The organism is Pseudomonas nitroreducens, assembly GCF_014204515.1.
GTDB lineage: Bacteria > Pseudomonadota > Gammaproteobacteria > Pseudomonadales > Pseudomonadaceae > Pseudomonas > Pseudomonas nitritireducens_A.
Genome location: NZ_JACHLI010000060.1, coordinates 1 through 23,376, shown reverse-complemented (window position 1 = coordinate 23,376; position 23,376 = coordinate 1). Strand labels below are relative to the sequence as shown.

17 protein-coding genes and 1 tRNA gene are annotated in these 23,376 nt (G+C 55.6%); 17 read left to right on the top strand and 1 reads right to left on the bottom strand.

Annotated features, from left to right (window positions below):
• Nucleotides 1–267: 267 nt before the first annotated feature.
• The 16 genes from HNP46_RS34890 (at nt 268) to HNP46_RS34815 (ending at nt 21,829) form a co-directional block, all read left to right on the top strand.
• Nucleotides 268–1,101, top strand: coding sequence for an alpha/beta fold hydrolase (locus HNP46_RS34890; RefSeq protein ID WP_184598690.1), 834 nt, complete (start codon nt 268–270; stop codon nt 1,099–1,101).
• A 240-nt stretch (nt 1,102–1,341) separates the two neighbouring features.
• On the top strand, nt 1,342–3,264 hold the full coding sequence (gene thrS, locus HNP46_RS34885) for a threonine--tRNA ligase (RefSeq protein ID WP_184598688.1): 1,923 nt from the start codon (nt 1,342–1,344) through the stop codon (nt 3,262–3,264).
• Entirely contained in the window at nt 3,264–3,815 is a 552-nt protein-coding gene (gene infC, locus HNP46_RS34880; RefSeq protein ID WP_184598692.1) for a translation initiation factor IF-3, read from the top strand. The genes thrS and infC overlap by 1 nt, the downstream gene beginning before the upstream one ends.
• Before the next feature lie 60 nt (nt 3,816–3,875).
• Nucleotides 3,876–4,070 carry a 50S ribosomal protein L35 gene (gene rpmI, locus HNP46_RS34875; RefSeq protein ID WP_017516491.1) on the top strand — a complete coding sequence of 65 codons (195 nt, stop codon included), beginning with the start codon at nt 3,876–3,878 and terminating at the stop codon, nt 4,068–4,070.
• Nucleotides 4,071–4,091: 21 nt separating this feature from the next.
• The gene (gene rplT, locus HNP46_RS34870; protein ID WP_003099086.1) at nt 4,092–4,448 is read left to right on the top strand and encodes a 50S ribosomal protein L20; all 357 of its coding nucleotides are present in this window, start codon (nt 4,092–4,094) and stop codon (nt 4,446–4,448) included.
• Nucleotides 4,449–4,545: 97 nt separating this feature from the next.
• A complete protein-coding gene (gene pheS / locus HNP46_RS34865; protein ID WP_184598685.1) occupies nt 4,546–5,562 on the top strand; it encodes a phenylalanine--tRNA ligase subunit alpha in 1,017 nt (338 codons plus the stop codon).
• A gap of 34 nt (nt 5,563–5,596) precedes the next feature.
• The gene (gene pheT, locus HNP46_RS34860) at nt 5,597–7,975 is read left to right on the top strand and encodes a phenylalanine--tRNA ligase subunit beta (protein WP_184598683.1); all 2,379 of its coding nucleotides are present in this window, start codon (nt 5,597–5,599) and stop codon (nt 7,973–7,975) included.
• A gap of 3 nt (nt 7,976–7,978) precedes the next feature.
• A complete protein-coding gene (ihfA, locus tag HNP46_RS34855) occupies nt 7,979–8,281 on the top strand; it encodes an integration host factor subunit alpha (RefSeq protein ID WP_003090661.1) in 303 nt (100 codons plus the stop codon).
• Entirely contained in the window at nt 8,262–8,618 is a 357-nt protein-coding gene (locus HNP46_RS34850) for a MerR family transcriptional regulator (protein WP_015476661.1), read from the top strand. The genes ihfA and HNP46_RS34850 overlap by 20 nt, the downstream gene beginning before the upstream one ends.
• An 85-nt stretch (nt 8,619–8,703) precedes the next feature.
• Nucleotides 8,704–8,780: transfer RNA gene (locus tag HNP46_RS34845), tRNA-Pro, on the top strand.
• Nucleotides 8,781–9,006: 226 nt separating this feature from the next.
• Complete coding sequence (locus HNP46_RS34840; RefSeq protein WP_184598680.1) at nt 9,007–12,297, top strand: helicase-related protein; 3,291 nt, start codon at nt 9,007–9,009, stop codon at nt 12,295–12,297.
• Nucleotides 12,294–12,968 carry a DUF4391 domain-containing protein gene (locus HNP46_RS34835; RefSeq protein ID WP_184598677.1) on the top strand — a complete coding sequence of 225 codons (675 nt, stop codon included), beginning with the start codon at nt 12,294–12,296 and terminating at the stop codon, nt 12,966–12,968. The genes HNP46_RS34840 and HNP46_RS34835 overlap by 4 nt, the downstream gene beginning before the upstream one ends.
• A 43-nt stretch (nt 12,969–13,011) precedes the next feature.
• Nucleotides 13,012–14,874, top strand: coding sequence for a site-specific DNA-methyltransferase (locus HNP46_RS34830; RefSeq protein ID WP_184598674.1), 1,863 nt, complete (start codon nt 13,012–13,014; stop codon nt 14,872–14,874).
• A gap of 10 nt (nt 14,875–14,884) precedes the next feature.
• A complete protein-coding gene (locus HNP46_RS34825) occupies nt 14,885–17,956 on the top strand; it encodes a type III restriction-modification system endonuclease (protein WP_184598672.1) in 3,072 nt (1,023 codons plus the stop codon).
• A gap of 42 nt (nt 17,957–17,998) precedes the next feature.
• On the top strand, nt 17,999–19,849 hold the full coding sequence (locus tag HNP46_RS34820) for a DUF262 domain-containing protein (RefSeq protein WP_184598670.1): 1,851 nt from the start codon (nt 17,999–18,001) through the stop codon (nt 19,847–19,849).
• A gap of 183 nt (nt 19,850–20,032) precedes the next feature.
• On the top strand, nt 20,033–21,829 hold the full coding sequence (locus tag HNP46_RS34815; protein WP_184598667.1) for a TIGR04141 family sporadically distributed protein: 1,797 nt from the start codon (nt 20,033–20,035) through the stop codon (nt 21,827–21,829).
• 93 nt (nt 21,830–21,922) lie between these two features.
• On the opposite strand, the gene HNP46_RS34810 is transcribed toward HNP46_RS34815, so the two are convergent.
• The gene (locus HNP46_RS34810) at nt 21,923–23,032 is read right to left on the bottom strand and encodes a hypothetical protein (RefSeq protein WP_184598664.1); all 1,110 of its coding nucleotides are present in this window, start codon (nt 23,030–23,032) and stop codon (nt 21,923–21,925) included.
• A gap of 102 nt (nt 23,033–23,134) precedes the next feature.
• Between HNP46_RS34810 and HNP46_RS34805 the strand changes: the two genes are divergently transcribed.
• Nucleotides 23,135–23,302, top strand: coding sequence for an AlpA family phage regulatory protein (locus HNP46_RS34805; RefSeq protein ID WP_184598661.1), 168 nt, complete (start codon nt 23,135–23,137; stop codon nt 23,300–23,302).
• The last annotated feature ends 74 nt before the right edge of the window (nt 23,303–23,376 follow it).

The following is a 23,376-nucleotide window of genomic DNA, read 5'->3' as shown; positions in this document are numbered from 1 at the left end:
GGATCAAAATGTCGCTTGGCTCACGCAGCCCCTTGGAGCACCGTAGGTCTCTAGGAATCATCGTCTAATCAGTCCAAGTTTTCTGCCGCACCTCCTGTTGCGATTTGGAAAACATACTTTAAATACGTGAGGGCAGGAAAGCTTGTCCAGTTAATTGGTCGATGGGCGATAATGCGCGAGCTAAAGGCTTCGGCTGGATTGTTAGGTGCCGAATAGTCCCTGCGGAGTCTGTGTGCTTTATTGTGGTGCGCTGCGTGTGAGTGCTGGATGAATAACGAAATAGTGCGATACCAAGTCAATGAATATGAACTGACGTGCCAGGTTGCCGGCCAGGGGGAGCCCTTGCTGCTGGTTCATGGCTCGCTCTGCGACTACCGTTACTGGCAGGGGCAGGTCCAGGCTTTGTCTGCCCATTACCGGGTGATAGCGCCCAGTCTGCGGCATTATTTTCCCGAGCAGTGGAATGGCAGTGGGCCGGGGTTTTCCACCCGGCAACATGTTGCGGATCTGCTGGCGCTGATCGATCAGTTATCCACGCCGGTCCATCTGCTGGGCCATTCGCGCGGCGGCAATATCTGTCTGCGGGTGGCTTTGGCGGCTCCGCAGAAGTTGCTGTCGCTGACCCTTGCCGACCCCGGCGGAGACTTCGCCGATGATGTTTTCAGTCTGGAAAACATCGAAGCGCCAGTTTCTCCCGTCGAGCGCAATCAGTTTCGCCAGCAGGCGCTGGAGATGATTCGCGCGGGAGCAGTGGAAGAGGGGTTGCAACTGTTTGTCGATACCGTCAGTGGGGTGGGAGTCTGGTCGCGATCTTCCCGGCAGTTCCGCGAGATGGCTACGGCCAATGCCATGACATTGGTCGGGCAAGTGGATGATCATCCCGCCCCTATTAATCATCAGCAGTTGGCGCAACTTCAGTTGCCGGTATTGTTGATCGGTGGGGCGAAGAGTCCGGAACCCTTTCCGCGGATCATCCAGGCGCTGCAGGCGACACTGGTCGATGGGCGATCGGTGACGATACATGGGGCATCCCATGGCATGAATGTCATCCGACCGGCGTCCTTCAATCGCGCCGTGCTGGAATTTATCGATCAGTACTGAGGCAGGTCAGGCTTGCCGCTCGTCAGGTTCGCCAACTTGCAGTAACATCCCACGCCTTGCCCGCTATCGTTTGCGGGCAAGTTTCGATTTCTTCCAGTGATCTCCGTCCGCGCGCGCAAGCGCAGGGTGCCGACAAGGCGCCTGCCACTGTGAGGCAGGCCATCCCGGCGGGCGACGCTTACTGGCACATCCCAACCCATGTGGCCTTTCGTAGGGGTCACCACTAGGAGAGGAGGCGCCATGCCCATCATTACTCTTCCCGACGGTAGTCAGCGTTCCTTCGATCATCCGGTCAGCGTAACCGAGGTGGCGCAATCCATTGGCGCGGGCCTGGCGAAAGCCACCCTGGCCGGCAAGGTCAACGGCCGCCTGGTCGATGCCTGCGACCTCATCGACAGCGACGCGACCCTGCAGATCATCACCCCGAAGGACGAGGACGGGCTGGAAATCATCCGCCACTCCTGCGCTCACCTGGTGGGCCATGCGGTCAAGCAGCTGTACCCGACCGCCAGGATGGTCATCGGCCCGGTGATCGACGAAGGCTTCTATTACGACATCGCCTTCGAGCGCCCCTTCACCCCGGAAGACATGGCTGCCATCGAAAAGCGCATGGCTGAGCTGATCGAGAAGGACTACGACGTCATCAAGAAGATGACGCCGCGCGCCGAAGTCATCGAGACCTTCAAGGCCCGTGGTGAGGAGTACAAGCTGCGCCTCATCGACGACATGCCGGACGAGAAGGCCATGGGCCTGTACTTCCACGAGGAGTACGTGGACATGTGTCGCGGCCCGCACGTGCCGAACACCCGGTTCCTGAAAGCCTTCAAGCTGACCAAGATTTCCGGCGCCTACTGGCGTGGCGACTCGAAGAACGAGCAGCTGCAGCGCGTCTATGGCACCGCCTGGGCGGACAGGAAGCAGCTGGCAGCCTACATCCAGCGCATCGAGGAAGCCGAGAAGCGCGATCACCGTCGCATCGGCAAGCAACTCGACCTATTCCACCTCCAGGAAGAAGCGCCGGGCATGGTGTTCTGGCATCCGAACGGCTGGACTGTCTATCAAGTGCTCGAGCAGTACATGCGCAAGGTGCAGCGCGACCATGGTTACGTGGAAGTCCGCACCCCGCAGGTCGTCGACCGCATCCTCTGGGAGCGCTCCGGCCACTGGACCAACTACGCCGAGAACATGTTCACCACCTCGTCGGAAAGCCGCGACTTCGCGGTCAAGCCGATGAACTGCCCGTGCCACGTGCAGATCTTCAACCAGGGCCTGAAGTCCTACCGTGACCTGCCGCTGCGTCTCGCCGAGTTCGGCGCCTGCCACCGCAACGAGCCGTCCGGCGCGCTGCACGGCATCATGCGCGTGCGTGGCTTCACCCAGGATGACGCCCACATCTTCTGCACCGAAGAGCAGGTGAAGAAGGAAGCGGCCGACTTCATCAAGCTGACCCTGCAGGTCTATTCGGACTTCGGCTTCAGCGACGTTTCCATGAAGCTCTCCACCCGTCCGGCCAAGCGTGTCGGTTCCGAAGAGCTGTGGGATCGCGCCGAAAGCGCGCTGGCCGATGCTCTGAACGAATCCGGCCTGGAGTGGGAATACCAGCCGGGCGAGGGCGCCTTCTACGGTCCGAAGATCGAGTTCACCCTGAAGGATTGCCTCGGCCGTAACTGGCAGTGCGGCACCCTGCAGTACGACCCGAACCTCCCGGAGCGTCTGGATGCCAGCTATATCGCCGAAGATAACAGCCGTACCCGTCCGGTCATGCTGCACCGTGCGATCCTCGGCTCCTTCGAGCGCTTCATCGGCATGCTCATCGAGCACTACGCCGGCCAGTTCCCGGCCTGGCTCGCGCCGACCCAGGCGGTGGTGATGAATATCACTGACAAGCAGGGTGAATGGGCCGAAGAAGTGGTGCGTCAGCTCGAGCAAAGCGGATTCCGTGCCAAGTCTGACTTGAGAAACGAGAAAATTGGCTTTAAAATCCGCGAGCATACTTTGCTCAAGGTTCCCTATCTGCTGGTCATCGGCGATAGGGAAGTTGAATCGCAGGCCGTCGCCGTACGTACGCGCGAAGGGGCAGACCTCGGCTCGATGCCGGTCGCCCAGTTCGCTGAGCTGCTTGCTCAGGCGGTTTCCCGGCGTGGTCGCCAAGACTCGGAGTAATCATTATTAAGCGTGAAATGAGGCAGGATAAGCGGGCTCTCCCGAAACCGCCGATCAACGAGAACATCACCGCCCGTGAGGTTCGTCTGATTGGTGCTGACGGTCAGCAGATCGGCGTGGTCTCCATTGATGAGGCTCTGCGCCTGGCTGACGAGGCCAAGCTGGACCTGGTGGAAATTTCTGCTGATGCGGTGCCCCCTGTCTGCCGCATCATGGACTACGGCAAGCACCTCTTCGAGAAGAAGAAGCAAGCCGCTGCTGCGAAGAAAAACCAGCACCAGCAACAGATCAAAGAAATCAAGTTTCGTCCAGGGACGGAAGAAGGGGATTACCAGGTAAAACTACGCAACCTGGTACGTTTCCTTAATGAAGGGGACAAGGCCAAGGTATCGCTTCGATTCCGAGGTCGTGAGATGGCCCACCAGGAGCTGGGCATGGAGCTGTTGAAGCGGGTCGAAACCGACCTCGCCGAAATCGGCACCGTGGAACAGCATCCTAAGCTGGAAGGACGCCAGCTGATGATGGTCATCGCTCCCAAGAAGCGTAAATAACCTCCCGGGCACTGGCAGGCCTGATGGTTATCAGTTGTTAACGAATGCGGAGTACCAAACATGCCAAAGATGAAAACCAAGAGTGGCGCCAAAAAGCGCTTCAAAGTGACTGCTGGTGGCATCAAGCACAAGCACGCTTTCAAGAGCCACATCCTGACCAAAATGACCACCAAGCGTAAGCGTCAGCTGCGCGGCACTTCGATGCTCGCTGCTTCCGACGTTCGCCGTGTAGCGCGCTCCCTGCGTCTGCGTTGATTTCTGGTAGAGGATAAATAAATGGCTCGTGTTAAGCGTGGCGTGATTGCCCGTCGTCGTCACAAAAAGATTCTGAAGCTCGCAAAAGGCTACTACGGCGCGCGTTCGCGCGTGTTCCGTGTTGCCAAGCAGGCGGTCATCAAAGCAGGCCAATACGCCTACCGTGACCGTCGTCAGCGCAAGCGTCAGTTCCGCGCCCTGTGGATCGCCCGTATCAACGCTGGTGCTCGTCAGAACGGTCTGTCCTACAGCCGTCTGATCGCTGGCCTGAAAAAGGCGGCCATCGAGATCGACCGTAAGGTCCTGGCCGATCTGGCTGTGAACGAAAAAGCGGCGTTTACCGCGATTGTCGAGAAAGCGAAAGCCAGCCTGGCTTAAGCCCTACGACAGTTACCGGATTTCGGTCCGGACGTAACGTCACCGATAGGGGAAGAGCCTTACCGCTCTTCCCCTATTTTGTATCTGGAGTTGGTACATGGAAAACCTGGACGCGCTGGTTTCGCAGGCCCTGGACGCCGTGCGAAACACCGAAGACGTCAACGCCCTGGAGCAGATCCGGGTTCACTACCTCGGCAAGAAAGGCGAGCTGACCCAGGTCATGAAGACCCTGGGCGACCTGCCGGCCGAAGAGCGCCCCAAGGTCGGCGCGCTGATCAACGTCGCCAAGGAACAGGTTCAGGATGTGCTGAACGCCCGCAAGGCTGAGCTTGAGGGCGCCGCCCTCGCCGCCAAGCTGGCTGCCGAGCGCATCGACGTGACCCTGCCGGGCCGTGGCCAGTCCTCCGGCGGCCTGCATCCGGTCACCCGCACCAAGGAGCGCATCGAGCAGTGCTTCACCCGCATCGGCTACGAAGTCGCCGAGGGTCCGGAAGTCGAAGACGACTACCACAACTTCGAAGCGCTCAACATTCCGGGTCACCACCCGGCTCGTGCCATGCACGACACCTTCTACTTCAATGCGAACATGCTGCTGCGCACCCATACCTCGCCGGTACAGGTCCGCACCATGGAAAACCAGAAGCCGCCGATTCGCATTGTCTGCCCGGGCCGCGTCTACCGCTGCGACTCCGACCTGACCCATTCGCCCATGTTCCACCAGGTTGAAGGTCTGCTGGTCGATGAAGACGTCAGCTTCGCCGATCTCAAGGGCACCATCGAGGAATTCCTCCGCGCCTTCTTCGAGAAGGAATTCTCCGTCCGCTTCCGTCCGTCCTTCTTCCCCTTCACCGAGCCTTCGGCGGAAGTCGACATCCAGTGCGTGCTCTGCAGCGGCAAGGGTTGCCGCGTCTGCAAGCAGACCGGCTGGCTGGAAGTCATGGGCTGCGGCATGGTCCACCCGGACGTGCTGCGCATGTCCGGCATCGACCCGGAGAAGTACCAGGGCTTCGCCTTCGGCATGGGCATCGAGCGTCTGGCCATGCTGCGCTATGGCGTGAACGACTTGCGCCTGTTCTTCGACAACGATCTGCGGTTCCTCGGCCAGTTCCGCTAGCCCGCACGACCGTCAACGCATTCAGGAGAGCAGGATGAAATTCAGTGAACAGTGGCTGCGGAGCTGGGTAAATCCGCAGGTATCCCGTGACGAGCTGGTAGCTCGTCTGTCCATGGCCGGCCTTGAGGTCGACGCCGTGATCCCGGTCGCCGGTCAGTTCAGCGGCGTGGTCGTCGGTAAAGTGCTGTCGACCGAGCAGCACCCGGACGCCGACAAGCTGCGCGTCTGCCAGGTCAGCAACGGTTCGGAGACCTTCCAGGTCGTCTGCGGCGCGCCCAACGTGCGCCCGGGTCTGAAGATCCCCTTCGCCATGATCGGCGCCGAACTGCCGGGCGATTTCAAGATCAAGAAGGCCAAGCTGCGCGGCGTTGAATCCAACGGCATGCTCTGCTCGGCCAAAGAGCTGGAAATCAGCGAAGAGAACGCCGGCCTGATGGAGCTCGCCGCCGACGCGCCGGTGGGCGCCGACATCCGCGACTACCTTGAGCTGAACGACGCCTCCATCGAGATCGGTCTGACCCCCAATCGCGGCGACTGCCTGTCCCTGACCGGCCTCGCCCGCGAAGTCGGCGCGCTGTACGGCGCCGAGGTCAAACCGGTGGTGGTCAACGCCGTTGCCCCGCACATCGACGAAGTACGCAGCGTCGAGCTGCTGGCGCCCAAGGCCTGCCCGCGCTACCTCGGCCGCGTGGTCCGCAATGTCGACCTGAGCCAGCCGACTCCCCTGTGGATGGTCGAGCGCCTGCGCCGTTCCGATATCCGCAGCATCGACGCCGCCGTCGACATCACCAACTACGTGATGATCGAACTGGGCCAGCCGATGCACGCCTTCGACCTCGACGAGATCAAGGGCGGCGTGCGCGTGCGCATGGCGGAGGAGGGCGAGAAGCTTGTCCTGCTCGACGGCCAGGAAGTCACCCTGCGTGCCGACACCCTGGTAATCGCCGACCACGAACGTGCCCTGGCCATCGCCGGTGTGATGGGTGGCGAGCACAGCGGCGTCAGTGCCAAGACCCGCGACCTGTTCCTCGAAAGCGCCTTCTTCGACAACATCGCCGTCGCCGGCAAGGCCCGTTCCTATGGCCTGCACACCGATGCCTCCCACCGCTTCGAGCGTGGCGTGGATTCGCAGCTGGCCCGCCGCGCCATGGAGCGCGCCACCGAACTGCTGCTGCAGATCGTTGGCGGCGAAGCCGGCCCGATCGTCGAAGCGGTCAACGAAGCCGACCTGCCCAAGGTCGCTCCGGTCACCCTGCGTGCCGAGCGCGTCACCCAGATGCTGGGCATGACCCTGGAAAACGCCGAGATCGAGCGTCTGCTCACTGCTCTGGAATTCGACGTCCAGAAAGCCGGTGCCGATGCGTGGACCGTGGGGGTACCGAGCCATCGCTTCGACGTCTCCATCGAAGTCGACCTGATCGAAGAGCTGGGCCGCCTGTACGGCTACAACCGTCTGCCGGTTCGCTACCCGCAGGCCCGCCTGGCGCCGAACACCAAGTCCGAGTCCCAGGCCGAACTGCCGGCGCTGCGCCGCCTGCTGGTCGCCCGCGACTACCAGGAAGCCATCACCTACAGCTTCATCGATCCCAAGCTGTTCCAGCTGTTCCACCCCGGCGTCGAGCCGCTGATGCTGGCCAATCCGATCTCCGCCGACATGGCCGCCATGCGCGCCTCGCTCTGGCCGGGACTGGTGAAGTCCCTGCAGCACAACCTCAACCGTCAGCAGACCCGTGTGCGCCTGTTCGAAAGCGGCCTGCGCTTCGTCGGTCAGCTGGAAGGCCTGGTGCAGGAAAACATGCTCGCCGGCGTCGTCTGCGGTGCCCGTCAGCCGGAAGGCTGGGCCAACGGCCGTGAGAGCGTCGACTTCTTCGACGTAAAAGCCGATGTCGAAGCGCTGCTGGGTAACGCAGGCGCGATCGAAGCCTTCGCCTTCTCCCCGGCGGAGCACCCGGCGCTGCATCCGGGGCAGACCGCCAAGATTGAGCGCGACGGCGTGCTGGTCGGCTACCTGGGCGCCCTGCACCCGGAGCTGGCCAAGGCGCTGGGCCTGGATCGCCCGGTCTACCTCTTCGAGCTGGTGTTGGCTGAAGTGGCCAAGGGCCGCCTGCCGAAATTCAGCGAACTGTCGCGCTTCCCCGAAGTGCGCCGTGACCTCGCCCTGATCGTCGATCTGGATACTCCGGCCGAATTCATTCTGGCCAATATCCGTGAAACGGCGGGCGAATGGCTGACGGACCTCAGGCTGTTTGACGTCTACCACGGTAAAGGCATTGATCCGCTTAGAAAAAGCTTGGCCGTTGGCTTGACCTGGCAGCATCCATCACGCACTCTTAATGATGACGAGGTGAACGCGACTACGCAGAATATCGTCGCCTCGCTGGAACAAAGGTTCAACGCCACGTTAAGGAAGTAGCGTATGGGGGCTCTGACGAAAGCTGAAATTGCTGAACGTCTGTACGAAGAGCTGGGCCTGAATAAGCGGGAAGCCAAGGAACTGGTGGAGCTCTTCTTCGAAGAGATCCGCCAGGCGCTGGAGCATAACGAACAGGTGAAGTTGTCGGGTTTCGGCAACTTCGACCTGCGCGACAAGCGCCAGCGTCCCGGACGCAACCCGAAGACGGGAGAGGAAATCCCGATCACAGCCCGGCGCGTCGTCACCTTTCGTCCAGGGCAGAAACTGAAGGCCAGGGTTGAAGCTTATGCTGGAACCAAGTCATAACGACGAGTTGCCCCCCATCCCGGGCAAGCGCTATTTCACCATCGGTGAAGTCAGCGATCTTTGCGCGGTGAAACCGCACGTGCTGCGGTACTGGGAACAGGAGTTCCCGCAACTCAACCCGGTCAAGCGAAGAGGCAACCGGCGCTACTACCAGCGCCAGGACGTCCTCATGATTCGCCAGATCCGTGCGCTGCTCTACGATCAGGGCTTCACCATCGGCGGCGCTCGCCAGCGCCTCACCGGCGACGAAGCCCGCGAGGACGCCACTCAGTACAAGCAACTGATCCGGCAGATGATCGCCGAATTGGAAGACGTGCTGCATGTGCTGCGCAAGTAACTGAAAAAAATGAAAAAAGCACTTCTCCAAAGCAAATGCTTGGGGTATAGTGCGATCCGCTTCTGAGGGAACTTGGAAGCAACGTCGGGGCGTAGCGCAGCCTGGTAGCGCACTTGCATGGGGTGCAAGGGGTCGAGTGTTCGAATCACTCCGTCCCGACCAAAAAACCCTAAAAAATCCAGTCACTTAGCGGTGACTGGATTTTTTTATGCCCGGTGTTTTTCATGGCTGATCTAAAAATAGCCGTTCTGGTTGCCAATTGGTTGCCAATTGAGATTGGCTTGAAAGCGGTGGGGGATTAGGATCGACCGGGTAGGCGGATTGCTATCAGCGTCTTGCGTAGGTGCGCGTTTGGCAGCGCTGATCAACAAGGGCAGGGGAGTGTCTCATGGAGCTGATCGACAACATCAATTCGCTGCTGGGTGAGAGCCTCAAAGGTACGCTCAAGCCTGGCGCCAAGTTGAAGATCGCAGCGTCCTGCTTCTCTATATACGCTTATGTGGCGCTCAAGCGAGAGCTTGAGAGCATCGACTCCCTGGAGTTCATCTTCACCTCGCCGACCTTTGTGCCCAACGAGGCGACGGACAAGCTGAAGAAGGAACAGCGCGAGTTCCACATTCCCAAGGCCGAGCGTGAGCGTAGTCTGACCGGAAGCGAGTTCGAGATCCTACTGAAGAACAAGCTTACCCAGAAAGCCATTGCCAGGGAGTGTGCCGACTGGATCCGTCGCAAGGCTACTTTCCGCTCCAACCGTGGCCAGGCACCCATGCAGCCATTCATTGGGGTGCGTGCGCCAAGCTCGGAGTCCGTCTACATGCCGGTGCAAGGGTTTACGGCGGTCGACTTGGGTTACCAGAAGGGTAACGCACTTTCCAACATCGTCACCCGCTTCGATGAGCCAGCCCACACGGGCATGTTTCTCAATCTGTTCGAGCAGATCTGGAACGACCAGGAAAAGCTGGAAGACGTCACCGCTCGGCTCTGTGATCACATTGCCTCGGTGTATCAGGAGAATGCCCCCGAGCGTATCTACTTCCTAATGCTCTACAACATCTTTCGTGAGTTCCTGGAGGATGTGAGCGAGGACGTGCTACCCAACGATCGCACCGGCTATCAGGATACGGTGATCTGGAACAAGCTCTTCAACTTCCAGCGCGATGCGGCCACCGGCCTGATCAACAAGCTGGAAACCTACAGCGGTTGCATCCTTGCCGATAGCGTAGGCCTGGGTAAGACCTTTACCGCGTTGGCGGTGATCAAGTACTACGAGCTGCGCAACAAGTCCGTCCTGGTGCTCTGCCCGAAGAAGCTGGCCGACAACTGGCTCACCTACAACCAGAACCTGAAGACAAATATCCTCGCCAAGGATCGCTTTGCATACGACGTGCTGTGTCACACCGACCTGAGCCGCAGCCGCGGCACCTCGCTGGGTATGCCGCTGGATCGGGTCAACTGGGGCAACTACGACCTGGTAGTGATCGACGAGTCGCATAACTTCCGCAACAACGATCTCTACAAGGATAAGGAAACCCGTTACCAGCGGCTGATGAATCAGGTCATCCGTCAGGGCGTGAAGACCAAGGTGCTGATGCTCTCGGCGACTCCGGTTAACAATCGTTTCAGCGATTTGCGTAACCAGCTGGCGTTGGCCTACGAGGGTGACAGCGACAACCTCAATGACAAGCTGCGTACCGAGAAAGACATCGACAGCATATTTCGCCGCGCTCAGGCGGCGTTCAACGCTTGGGCCAATCTGCCGCCGGAAAAGCGCACGGCGGCGGCCATTCTTAACAGCCTGGATTTCGACTTCTTCGAGCTGCTGGACAGCGTCACCATTGCTCGCTCTCGTCGACACATCGAAACCTTCTACAACACTGCCGACATTGGCCGTTTCCCGGAGCGCCGCAAGCCGATGTCATTCCATTGCCCGCTGACTCAGCGCGACGATGTCATTGGCTTCAACGAGATATTCAATCACCTGTCGTTGCTCAAGCTTGCCGTATATGCGCCGGTGAGCTACATCCTGCCCAGCCGCCTGAGGAAGTATGAGGAGCAGTACGACACCCAGGTGGAAGGTGGGCGAGGCAAGCTCAAGCAGGTTGACCGGGAGAAGAGCCTGCAGGCGTTGATGACCACCAATTTGCTCAAGCGTTTGGAGAGCTCGGTGGAAGCTTTCCGTCTAACCCTGCAAAATCTGCAGGCCAGCCATCGCAGTGCCCTGGATAAGATTGCCCAGTTCAACAAAACCGGCCAGTCAACAGGTTTTGCCGACGTCACTGCGGCCTTTGAAGAGGCAGACTTCGATGAGGACAGCTGGCCGATGCCTGGCGACATTAGCATTGGCAAAAAAATTCAGATCAGTCTGGAGGATATGGACCTGCCCTCATGGGAGCAGGATCTGCAGGCCGATTTGCTGTTCATTGACGAGCTGTTAGGCGAAATGTCCAAGGTCACCCCGGCCGACGATGCCAAGCTGCAACACTTGAAAACTCAGATCGCCAGCAAAATCGCCTCGCCGATCAATCCCGGCAACAAGAAGGTGCTGATCTTCACTGCCTTCGCCGATACCGCTAACTACCTGTACGACAACTTGGCTGATTACCTGCAGCGAAACTACCAGGTGCACACGGGCAAGGTCACCGGCAGCGACGCGCCGAAATCCACCCTTGGCACCATGCAGGGCAGCCGGCAGAGCTATGACTTCCAGGGGCTGCTAACCCTGTTCTCGCCACGCTCCAAGGAGAAGGCGGCGATCTATCCGGACGAGCCGCGCGAGATCGACATTCTCATCGGCACCGATTGTATTTCCGAGGGCCAGAACCTGCAGGACTGCGACTACCTGATCAACTATGACATCCACTGGAACCCGGTACGCATCATTCAGCGCTTTGGCCGGGTGGATCGGATCGGCTCGCAGAACAGCAGTATTCAGCTGGTCAACTACTGGCCGGATATCAGCTTGGACGAGTACATCAATCTTAAGGAGCGGGTGGAAAATCGCATGATGATCGCCGACGTCACTGCGACCGGCGATGACAACGTGCTCAATGCTCAAGCCAACGACGTGGCCTACCGCAAGGAACAGCTGCGCCGTCTGCAGGATGAAGTGATCGAGATGGAAGACTTGAAGACCGGTGTCTCCATCACCGACCTTGGCCTCAACGACTTCCGCATGGATCTGCTCAACTACATTAAACAGCACGGCGACTTGAGCCATCTGCCCAACGGCATGCATGCCGTGGTGCCGGCACAGCCTGAACTGGGCTTGCTTCCGGGTGTGATCTTCACCCTGCGTAATCGCAACCATGGAGTAGACATCAACCAGCATAACCGCCTCTATCCCCACTATCTGATCTACATCGACAACCATGGGCGAGTAATCAGCGACTACAGCGAGGCCAAGCGCCTGCTGGACCTGGCCCGCACCGCCTGCAAAGGGCAGGGGCAGCCGATCAGAGAGGCCTACCAGCGCTTCAACCAAATCACGAACGATGGCCGCGATATGCAGGCCTATTCCAACCTGCTCGATCAGGCCATTCACTCGATGATCGAAGTGAAGGAAGAAAAGGACATCGACAGCTTGTTTAGTGGCGGTAAGACCACCGCCTTGGTGGATACCATTGCCGGACTGGATGACTTCGAGCTGATCACCTTCATCGTCATTCAGGATGTGGCATGACTCGGCCCGCGCCAGTCTTGTTCGCGTTTCCCGGCCAGGCCAGAGTTGGCCGTCCGGTGCCGAAAACCAAGATTTATGAGCACGGCCAGATCGGCAGCGCGCTGCGCGACAAGTTTGTAACTCAGGTCGAGCAAATAACCTGGGCCTACAAGCTGGCGCCGGAGACCCTCAACCTGTCGGCTCGGTCGGAGGTGCCGGAGATTCAGGTTTTCGACATCGAACTCAAAGGCGCTGAGCTGGATGACGAAGTCTTGCGTGCGATTGATAGAGCCATACCCCTGCCGATCATTTTTCAGCTGCACCGAGGCCAGCAGGCATGCATGGTTGCTGCCTTCAAGCGGCCCAGCCAGGCCGAGGTGGGGAAGTGGGTGCTCGATGACTATCTTGCTGGTCCCTGGCTGGCGGATACGATTGAACGACAGTCTTTGCCCGTGGCGCTGGACCTGCAAGGCCTTTACGAACAGCTGCTGCGCAGTCTGCTGCCCCAGGCCGCCCGAGCCGGCGAAAGCCTGCCCGAGCAGCTAGAGCGCCTGGCTCGGCTGCGCAGCCGGCAGGGCGAGTACAAGAAGCTGGAGGCTCGCCTGCATAAAGAGAAACAGTTCAATCGCAAGGTGGCGCTCAATGCCCAATTGCGGGAGCTAAAACACGAAATTGACGTGCTGAGTGCTTAAGCCTCAACTCGCTATCAAGAATTCAAAAGATAAAGGACGTCCCATGGACAAGCTGAAAATGCATTCGCCCAATCTGGTCGAGGCGAATATCGAGAAACTGGCTCAGATTTTCCCCAATTGCGTGACCGAGGCTGTTGATAGCAAGAGTGGGCTGAAAAAAGCTATCGATTTTGATCTGCTTAGGCAGGAGCTTTCCGAATATATCGTTGAGGGGCAGCAGGAGCGCTTTCAGCTGAATTGGCCAGGGAAGCGTGATTCCCTGCTTGCTGCTAATGCCCCGACTGCTAAAACACTGCGGCCTGTTCGTGATGAAAGTGTTTCTTTCGACAAAACGCGCAATCTATTTGTTGAAGGCGATAACCTAGAGGCCCTGAAACTTCTTCAGGGGGCCTACCTTGGGGGAGTCAAGCTTGTATATATAGATCCGCCTTACAATACCGGAAAGGACTTCATTTATAATGATGATTTTTCGGTGGATCTTGCGAGTTATCTTGATAGGTCCTATCAGATCGATGCGGCTGAGGGGCGGTTGGTTGCGAATACTGAGGCTAATGGTCGCTTTCATTCGGATTGGCTTTCAATGATGTACCCGAGGTTGAGGCTGGCTAGGAATCTATTGCGCGAAGATGGTGTTATTTTTGTAAATATCGATAGCAATGAAGCTGCTAATCTCCAGCATATGTTAGATGAAATATTTGGATCTGCAAACTTTGTGACTCAGATTGCCTGGCAAAAGCGAGTGTCCCCGGCAAATGATGCGAAGTGGTTTAGCTCCGATCACGACATTATTTTTGTCTATGCAAAAGATAAAGAGTGCTGGCGGCCAAATAAGCTTGAAAGAACCTCGGATCAGCTGTCTTATTATAAAAATCCTGACAATGATCCTAAGGGGGTATGGAATTCTGCCACATATACTTGCAATAAATCAAAAAGTGAAAGGCCGAATTTATTTTACCCTATTAAGAATCCTTATACTGGTGAGGATGTCTATCCAAAAGAAACTGCAGTTTGGAAGTATGGAAGGGATGTGACCGAAAAGCTCGCAGAGGAAGGGCGGCTCTATTGGGGAGCAAATGGAACGTCAACATCGCCTCGTGTAAAACTTTATCTATCTGAAATGGATAATGTTGTTCCTCGGTCTGTGTGGAGTTCAGAGGAGGCTGGGCATACTCAGGCGGCAACAACGGAGTTGAAAAATCTCTTCGATGGAAAGAATGTTTTCGACTCGCCAAAGCCAGTTAAGCTGTTGAGTAGGATTATCGATATTTCATGTTCCGATCCGGATGACATAGTGCTCGACTTCTTTGCTGGGAGCGGCACTACTGCACATGCAGTTATGGAGCGGAGCTGTAATGGAAAACCTTGCAGGTTTATTGTTGTTCAGCTGCCAGAGGCTCTGGATGATAATAAATTCTCCACAATTGCAGAAATTACCAAGGAGAGAGTGCGCAGAGCAGGTAGGGAAATAGCTCTGGATAGTTCTCAGGGGAATGAGGTGGATATTGGTTTCCGAGTGCTGAAAGTTGATACATCAAACATGAAGGAGGTCTATTACACCCCTGATGCCGTCAGCCAGGATCTGCTTTCCGGCCTAGTCGACAATATCCGCGAAGATCGCACTCCCGAAGACTTGCTGTTCCAGGTGCTGCTGGACTGGGGCGTGGATCTGGCGTTGCCGATCAGCCAGGAGACCATTGCCGGCAAGCAGGTGTTCTTTGTCGACGGCAACGCCCTGGTTGCCTGTTTTGACAAGGGCATCGACGAGGCCTTCGTCAAACAGATTGCTGAACATAAACCGCTGCGCGTGGTATTCCGCGACAACGGCTTTGCCAGCGACAGCGTGAAGATCAACGTCGAGCAGCTATTCAAGCTGCTGTCGCCGATGACTGAAATCAAGACGCTATAAGGGGCCTGCAATGAAGCTGAAATTCAAGGAGCAGGCCTATCAGCTCCATGCGGTGGAGTCCCTTGCCGACTGCTTTGCCGGCCAGCCTAAGTCGTCGGGCGTAAGCTATCGCATTGACCCCGGCGTCGGCACCGCGCCGTTTGCGCCGCAGCAGGGCTCCCTGGCAGGTATGGAGCAGCAGCCGGCCATCGCGGCTGTAGATGCTGGCTTCCGCAATGCGGAGCTAGCCCTGACGCAAGATCAACTGCTAACCAACCTGCAGGCGGTGCAACGTCGGCAGAACCTGCCGCAGTCGGCTGCGTTAGTGAACGACAAGAAAACCGCTTGCCCGATCAACCTCGATATCGAGATGGAGACCGGTACCGGGAAGACCTACTGCTATATCCGCAGCATGTTCGAGCTGAACAAGCGCTACGGCTGGAGCAAGTTCATAGTTGTGGTGCCGAGCATCGCCATCCGCGAGGGGGTCTACAAGTCGCTGCAGATCACCGCCGAGCACTTCCTGGAGCGTTACGGCAAGAAGGCGCGCTTCTTCATCTACAACTCCAAGCAACTGCACAACCTGGAGAGTTTTTCCTCGGACGCTGGCATCAACGTCATGGTGATCAACGTCCAGGCCTTCGCCGCACGTGGTGCGGATCAGCGACGGATTTACGAGGAGCTGGACGATTTCCAGTCACGCCGCCCCATCGACGTGATCAGGGCCAACCGCCCGATTCTATTCCTCGATGAGCCGCAGAAGATGGAGGGGGCCAAGACCCTAGAATCGTTCAGCGAATTCAACCCGCTGTTTATCGTGCGCTACTCGGCGACCCACAAGACTGAGTACAACAAGATCCACCGTCTGGATGCGCTGGACGCCTACAACCAGAAACTGGTGAAGAAGATCAACGTGCGCGGCATCACGGTGAAAAACTTGCCCGGCACCAATGCCTATTTGTTCCTGCAGGGCATCGATACCTCCACCAACAAGGCCCCGGTGGCGCGAGCGGAGATAGAGATCAAGCAGAACAGTGGCATCAAACGTGTCATGCGTAAGCTCGGCCGCAATGACAACCTGTACGACCTGTCCGGTGGTCTGGATCAGTATAAGGGCTATGTGGTCGCCGAGATCGATGCGCGGATCGACACTCTGAGCTTCACCAATGGCGTGGAGCTGGTCTCTGGTGAGGCAGTGGGCAATCTGGACGAGCCAGCCATGCGCCGCATCCAGATCCGCGAGGCGGTCAAGGCGCACTTCGAGAAAGAGATGATGCTGTTCAGCAAGGGCATTAAGGTGCTGACGTTGTTCTTCATCGATGAGGTTGCGAAGTACCGTCAGTACGATGAAAACGGAGAGCAGCCGGGCGAGTATGCGAAGGTCTTCGAGGAGGAGTACAACGCTTACCTCAACGAGGTGCTGAGCCTGGAGGACACGCCGTACAACCGTTATCTGAAAGGAATTCTGGTTAGCCAGACCCACAACGGCTATTTCTCCATCGACAAGAAAAGCAAGCGCCTGGTAGACCCTTCCACCAGCAAAAAGTCGACCGAAACCGACGACGTGGATGCCTACGACCTGATTCTCAAGGACAAGGAGCGTTTGCTGTCCTTCGACGAGCCGGTGCGCTTTATTTTCTCCCACTCGGCCCTGCGCGAAGGTTGGGATAACCCCAACGTCTTCGTCATCTGTACGCTCAAGCACAGCGACAACACCATTTCCCGCCGCCAGGAAGTCGGGCGCGGGCTGCGCCTGTCGGTCAACCAGGACGGCGACCGAATGGACTACCCGGCGACCGTTCACGACATCAATGAACTGACCGTGGTGGCCAGCGAGAGCTACAGGGAGTTCGTCGGTGCATTGCAGAAGGACATCAGTGACTCGCTATCGGCCAGGCCGCGCGAAGCCAACGAGAAATACTTCACCGGCAAGGTTCTGCAGACCCTGAGCGGCGACGTGGAAGTCACGCCGCAAATGGCCAAGCAGATCTACAAATATCTGCTGAAGAACGATTATACCGACGACAACGATCAGATCACGCTTGCCTACCACGCCGCGAAGAAGGATGAGCAGCTGGCCGAGCTGCCTGATGAGCTGAAGCCCTATACCCAGCAGGTGTTTCAGCTGATCGACAGTGTGTTCAGCGAGGCGCAGCTGCCGCATATTGGCGACGGCCGCAAGACCAAGGTCAATCCGCTCAACGCCAACTTCGAGCGCCAGGAGTTCCAGGCACTGTGGAGTAAGATCAATCGCAAGGCCGCGTACACCGTCAACTTCGAGGCCGACGAGCTGGTCGAAAAGTGCATTGCCGCACTCAACGACAAGGATGAGGGACTGCGGGTAAAGCCCATGCAGTACATCATCGAGCGCGGCACGCAGAAAGAGCATGCCAGTTTCGACGAATTGAAACGGGGCGAGGCGTTCAAGCTGGCGCAGACGGCCACCGAGACTTACACAAACTCGGTGCATTCGGCGGTGAAATACGACCTGCTCGGTAACCTGGCCGAGGCCACCCAGCTGACGCGCCGCACCATCGCGCGCGTTCTGCAGGGTCTGAATGCTGCCGTTTTCAGCCAGTACAAGACCAACCCGGAAGACTTCATCGCCAGGGCTGCCACGCTGATCAACGAGCAGAAGGCCACGGCTATCGTCGAGCATATTGCCTACGACCCGGTGGCCGAGACCCATAGCTCGGACATCTTCACCGCCGAAAAGCCGAAAGACGACTTTAGCAACGCTTTCGAGGCCAAGCGCCACATCTACGACTACGTGTTCACCGACTCGACCAACGAGCGCAAGTTCGTCGAGCAGCTGGATGCCAGCACTGAGGTAGTTGTTTACGCCAAACTGCCGAAGAGCTTCTTCATCCCCACCCCAGTTGGTAACTACAACCCGGACTGGGCCATTGCCTTCAACGAGGGCAAGGTGAAGCACATCTACTTCATTGCTGAAACCAAAGGGTCCATGTCCAGCCTGGATCTGCGTGCCATCGAGGCCTCGAAGATCGCCTGTGCGCGGAAATTCTTCGCCAAGATTACATCGGAGCAGGTTAGGTACGACGTGGTGGATGGGTATGGGAAGCTGATGGAGTTGGTCAAGTAGCCAGCTCCGCAGTCAGGATCAATTCTTCGAGTCGTTTTTGATATGGATATTCAGCCGGACAAGCAGAACCTGGATCGCACCTTTGCATCGACGGTTTACTACATCGATTTCTATCAGCGGGACTACAAGTGGACGGAGGAGCCCGTACGGCGTCTGATTGACGATGTCTTCTACCAGTTCGATGAAGCCTATTCCAAGCACTCGGCTCTGGAACCGAACTCGGAGAGTATCAACGCCCGGTATCCCTGGTACTACCTCAACACCTATGTCACCAACACCGTACAGGGCAAGGTGTTTGTAGTTGACGGCCAGCAGCGCCTGACAACCCTGACGCTTTTTCTGGTTCAGCTGTTCCGGATGGCCAAGGTCTTCGAGTCGAAGACCTCTGGTTGGTTGGAGCGCAAAATCGCCGGCTATTCGGGGGTGGAATACGAGTTTTGGATGAACCACGTCCGTCATATCCATGTTCTCAAGGCCCTGATGGATGGTGTCGCTCCCGAGGCTGTAGATAGATCCACAGGCTTGACGGCTGCCAACATGCTGAGGAACTTCTCGGTAATCGCGGCGGAGCTATCTACCCGTTTGAACAGCAAGCACAAGTTCGAGACCTTCGTTCACTACTTCCTTTACCGCCTGGTGCTCATCAATCTGTCCGTCGATTCTACCCATGTACCGATGGTGTTCGAGGTCATCAATGACCGTGGTGTACGACTCAAGCCTTACGAGATATTGAAAGGAAAGCTCCTGGGGCAGATCGACAAGCTTGAACTTGACTCTGGTAACTATAACGAGCTCTGGGATACGAACGTGAGGGCGGTGAACGCCTATCGAGAAGATGAAATCGATAGTTTTTTCCGTTACTGGTTGAAGAGCAAGTTCTCCGATAGCCGAAAGGCTGGACAGCGCTTTGATGGCGACTACCACAGAGAAATGTTCAAGAGTGATATCAATCAGCTTCTCCAGCTTGAGCATGATTCCTCCAAGGTCAAAGCATTTCTCAAGGAGGATTTTTCGTACTACACGAAGCTGTATGTACGACTGCTGCATGCCAGCCAGCACGAGAATGAACAGTACCCAGCGGTCTTCTTCAACAGCCTGAACGAGCTGGATAGTCAGCATCTGCTTATTTTGTCGGCCTGCACCGTGAATGATCCGGAGGAAGTCGCCAAGATTCGTGTGGTAGCAGAACAACTTGATCGAATGTTCTCGCTTCAGCAGCTGCAGGGCGCTTACGACAGTAATGAGTTTGCTGTTAAATTATTTGAGATTAGCGCCGAGATCCGCGAAAAGCCAGTGGCTCAGATCCCACTGGTGTTCGAGAAGCATCTTTTGCAGGAAATTACCAGGAAGCGTGCGATTGCCGTCTCATCCGTCTTTAGTTATAGCTTATTCCGCAATATGACTATTGATCGCTTGAATACTCGCTTCACTCGATTTTTCTTTGGTAGGGTAGAGCAATTTCTCGCCGAAGGTATGAAGCTAAAAATGAAGCATCCCTTGCAGAATCTTGTCACCCTCAGAGGCGCCAAGACTGGATTTCATATCGAACATATATTGTCACGCAATGCAGAAAGTCTTGATGCTTTCGATGGTGATGAAGAGCGCTTTGAGGTCGAGCGCAATCGGCTTGGCGGTGTGTTGTTGATGAAGGGGAAGGATAATATTTCGAGCGGTAATGAGCTATATGCGGACAAGCTGAAGTCGTATGCCAATACGCTTTATTGGAATGAGACGCTGCGCAGTGACTCTTACCACAGTAAATTGGACTTTCGCGATTTTACTAAGCAATCTGGACTCGGATTTAGGGCGCTTGATGAGTTTGGTCCCAGTGAGCTTGAAGAACGGCAAAAGCTACTCTTTGAGGTCGCGGCTTTAATTTGGAATGCAAGTTGACGTGTTTTTTATTATTTTGAGTTAATTCTTGAAAGTAAATGCGTTGGCTTTTCTAATTTTTTGGTGCGGGCATTTTGAGGCAAACTGCTGCTGAGTTTGCTATTGAATGGTAGCGTCAGGGGGGGTAAATCAGGTTTTCTCAGTAATCATGGTTGATGGATTTTTTGGTGCTTAGGAGTGGTAATGGCAAATAATAAAAGTCCAAAAAGAATTACTCTGAATGTTTATTTGCTTAAAGAACCCCCTGCTGGTGTTCAGTCTTGGACTCCAAAAGACTTCATCGCCAGTCCCATTGGATCGGGTGGAAAGCCAAGGCAAATAGGAACGGATAAGTTTCCTCTCGGTCCAGATGGTATAAGCGGTACTCTATTTGTGCGTAAGCCACTGGTGGAAACCTCGCCTGAGTGGTTGAGCTTTGTTCAGTCAGGGCTTGCTGATGATGTAAATACTTCCAGATGGAAGAACAAGAGTATCTCTGCTATTTTGGTTGTGCAGCAGTCTGGTCGACAATTTGCTATTGCATTTGGATATGGTAGGCACTTGATTGAGCCTAGACTTATCGAAGACCGTTTCGGCATTCGGGTAGTTCTCAATAGTGTTTTGCCTGATAAAATAGCGTCAATTGATCGCCAGACATTTGATGCATCTCCAAGAATAAGTCGTACCCAGACAGTTAAAGCTGCAGCCGTATCCGACTATATGATCAATGCTGAGCAAGACCTGCTCAGAGGGTTGGTTGGGCACACTAAAAGTGATTATCTAGAGATTTTTGGTAGCGTCATAGCGGGAATTGACTCTTTTAAAGCCTCCATTCCAATGGAGCTTTCTGGCCTAGGTGGTTTTCTTAAACTTGCCCTGGAGCGATCGGCTTCAAAAGACTATTTGGATCGAGATGAAGATGGGCATCCTAGCGAGTTCTCTTGGGTTGAGAATCTGCTGCCTGTCAAGGATAAAGATCTTATTTCTACACTCGAAAACCAGCTTTGGGAGGCACTAAATTCTACGGAAAGGAAAAATATGTGGCTTGCAATTCCAGACATAATCGACTGGTCTGGGATTACCGGCTTTGCCTATAGCAACAATGCTCAGGATGATGAAATTGATCCAGTTCTTGATCTAGATAGATTTCTATCAACCCTTCGTAGCGATGCCACGCTTGAAACACTTAAGCGACGAGATATTTTTTTAGTTCTATCTGATGGTTCTCCCTTAAGGTCTTTTAGTGCCTTCCGGTGCTTGTATGCTGAGGTGAGAAATAAGTTAGGCTTATTTATTTTGAATGTTGGTAGTTGGTTTAAGGTAGAGAGCTCTTTTCAAACAGCTGTTGAGGGGTATTTTTCGAGTCTTCCAAGAAAGAAATTTGAAGCCCCATTTGTTGAATATCAACATGATGGCGAAGGCTCCTATAATGAAGATGTATGCGCTCGGGCAGGCGGTGCTTTAGCGATGCTGGACAGAAAACTTATAAGGTTTGGTGGCAGCTACGACAAAATTGAGGTTTGCGATATATATAAGCCTAAAATTGGTAATGAGAGAGGCGAATTTATTCATGTTAAGCGCGGGCGAGGATCGTCCACGTTGAGTCATCTTTTTGCTCAAGGTTTTGTTGCGTCGACTCTTATGGTCAGGGAGGATGGTTTTATTCAGGATGTAAATTCACAATTAATAGCGCAGAGCATTAATCCTGTCCCGAATCCATTTGAGGCACGTGGTAATGATGTTGTATACGCCATCGTTGACGGTCCTGCATCAGAGAATTTAGATATTCCTTTCTTTAGTAAGGTCACTTTGCAGAATTATGGGAAGACAATTTCCTCTTATGGCTTTCAGGTAAAATTAATGCATATTCCTGAGTCTGCAGTTTATCTTGCAGATGTCGCCAAGAAAGCTGCAGAAAAATTGGCCAAGAAGAAAGCTTCGGCAGCTAAGTCTAAAAAGGCTCCAGGCAGGGGGAGAACCTCGAAAAAGAAAGTTGATTAAACCTTTCCTTTGGTATTCTTGGGATGTTCGTTGCTTTATATTTTGCGGTGTTTTCCTGACGCTGTGCGTGTGCAGCTTCCATGTCTATAAGAATTAGTGTTCTTCAGCCTCGTCGAAATATGGTCGGGCAATGAGAATGGGAGCGTTTCTCAGTGACGTATTTGGCTTTGCAGAACACCGCATGCGCAAATTAATTGTGGAGGGTATGTCCGGTGATAACGTTACAGGGTTTACCTTGCTGGTAGAGGCATCGCAGTAAAGGCAGAATCTTGAATCAGGTGGGCTGAGCAAGTAGCAGGCAGTGCACTCAACGGCTCGTCCTCCCCATGCCTGTAAGGCCTTCAGCATGGTTCCTGCTATCAACTCGGCTCTGTCCTCTGTCGTGTTGTCTTGCTCTGAGGCTGATTGTTTGGCCGCCATCTGAAGCTGCTTGGCTCTATGGGCTTCTAGTGCGCGCTGCAGTTCGGCTTTCTCATTGGCGAGCTCAATCTGCCGGGCTTGCTCAGCAGCCTCACGCTCTGCCTGTTCTAGTTGCCACTGAGCGTTTATTTCGGCTGCCAGTGACTGAAGCTTTTGCAGGGCTTTTGCTGCGAGCTTTTCGCCGCGAATTGATCGGATCCAAAGTCGGTTTACCGAGTCATGCAAAACCGCGTGCTCGAATTTGGCCGGATCATTGATCTGCTCCAGTGGTAGGTGATGGAGATCAATTTCCATGCTGGAATGCTCTAGCGCTTCGAGCTGGCGATAGCGTTCATGCTCCATCCGCGTTGAAAGCTTGATCCGGACGATCAGCTGCCTATCGGATTGGTGCAGGACGGCATGACCTCTCAAACCGCCCAGGTCAACAAACCGCTCAACGTTATCTGCATGGATCACCACTGGTTGCAGCTCGACCTTTTCCTCCAGCAGCCGGCCACCGCGTGTGGTCAATCTGACTGTTTCTATCAGCGCTGGGAGCATGAGCTGTTTGTGCTGAGCGATGAGCGCGACCGCAGCACGTCTAACGCCTTCGCGGAAGCCATCAAAGCAGTCGTTCGATTTCGCATGGCGGAAGTGTGGAATGACCTTCTCGCCATTGTTGGCTGCATTCAATGGTTGCTGACACCCAGGGCAGACGCACCCACAACTCAGCCCGTTTTCGACCTCGTGGGCGCGAAAGAGGGTACCGTCACGTTCTCCGAACGGGATCTTGGTTTCGCGCATGTCCTTTGCTGAAGCTCTTGTGGTCGTTAGTTGATTTGTGTCTGTTTACGGCAAGGCCAGTCCAATCAGCGCTGAAGTTAATCAGTTGGAGTATGACTTGTCATGAGAGTGTTGCGGTTGAATGCGGTTGTTCTGTCGACGGGGCTTGCTATATCTACGATTTACAAGCTGGTCGGCTCAGGTGAGTTTCCGCGGCCTGTGCCCCTCACGGGGCGAAGTGTTGGCTGGATCGAAAGCGAGGTGGTCAATTGGTCTGCTCCCCGCATCTGAGTACAGGGACTCACGCTAATTTTGCTGCCTGTTTGCGCCGCCGAAATTCCCTTGGGGATCGGTAGTTCAAGGCG